General features: G+C 49.5%; 1 protein-coding gene. It reads right to left on the bottom strand.

All coding sequences use genetic code 11. The features are described 5' to 3' along the window. A partial coding sequence (locus R7P67_RS24950; protein WP_318086336.1) for a uracil-xanthine permease family protein occupies window positions 1–1,258 on the bottom strand: 1,258 nt, incomplete at both ends.

Genomic DNA, 1,258 nt, shown 5'->3' with positions numbered 1-1,258 from the left:
CTTTTAATAAACTCAGGCATAAACTGCAGAATCTCAGGTTTCTGAGCGATACCTAACCCCATCGAGAATGACAGCGCCATAATCAGAATCGCGCGTCGGTCGAGGTCAACACGCGAGATAATGCGCACGCCTGCAGCGGCAATGGGGCCGAACATCACGATGGTAGCGCCACCAGGTACAGGTTCTGGGATCAGCTGAACAAAACTGGCCACGCCCGGGAATAGACCAAGAATCACTAACATGCCCGAGATAAAGTAACCCACGTAACGGCTTGCGACGCCCGTTAGCATGATAATGCCGTTGTTTTGACTGAAAGTAGAGTTTGGAAAGCTGTTGAATACCGCAGCGATGGCCGAGTTCAGACCATCCGCTAATACCCCACCTTTGATACGCTTCATGTAAATAGGGCCTTTAACCGGCTCGCCAGATACTTCAGACGTTGCGGTAATGTCGCCGATCGCTTCCAACGCCGTGATAAAGAAAATCAGCACGAGAGGGATAAATAGTGACCAGTCAAATGACAAGCCGTACTGCATCGGAATCGGTAGCGCAACGAGGTTGGTTTCCCCCAATTTTGAGGTGTCGACCATACCCATGAAGTATGCCATTACATAGCCAACCAGCATGGCAATCACGATCGAAGCCACGCGAATGTATGGGTTTTTAGAACGATTCAAAATCACAATTAAACCAAGTACGGTACCAGCGAGCGCCAGTTTGTCTAAGCTACCAAAAGTACCGTCGCCCATTGCAGCATAGCCTCCACCCATAGAAACCAAGCCAACTTGGATCAGCGTCAGGCCAATCAGAGTTACGACAATGCCAGAGACGAGAGGTGTGATGATGCGACGTGCATGCTCAAGCACACGAGACAGTAAGATCTCGGCAAAAGAGGCGACTAAAATCGTACCGAAAATGGCCGCCATCATGGTGCTGATGTCCGCGCCACCTGCTTTGAGTGATAAACCCGCACCGATGATTGGACCCAAAAAGTTAAAGCTGGTGCCTTGCACCGATAGCAAGCCGGAGCCGACAGGGCCAAAGGTACGGATTTGGATAAAGGAAGAAACACCAGATGCAAACAGCGACATGCTGATAATGGTGTTGGTTTGATCGGCCGGAACGCCCAAAGATTGGCAAATGATTAATGAAGGTGTAATCACCGCAACGAACATCGCCAATAAATGCTGAAGTGCAGCAAAAATCGTTTGTGGCAGTGGTGGACGATCATTTAATTGATAGACCAGTTCCGAAGATC

It is taken from the genome of Vibrio sp. Vb0937, from assembly GCF_033338855.1.
The sequence above is the reverse complement of the archived record's forward strand: the minus strand, read 5'-3'. Positions and strand labels throughout refer to the sequence as shown.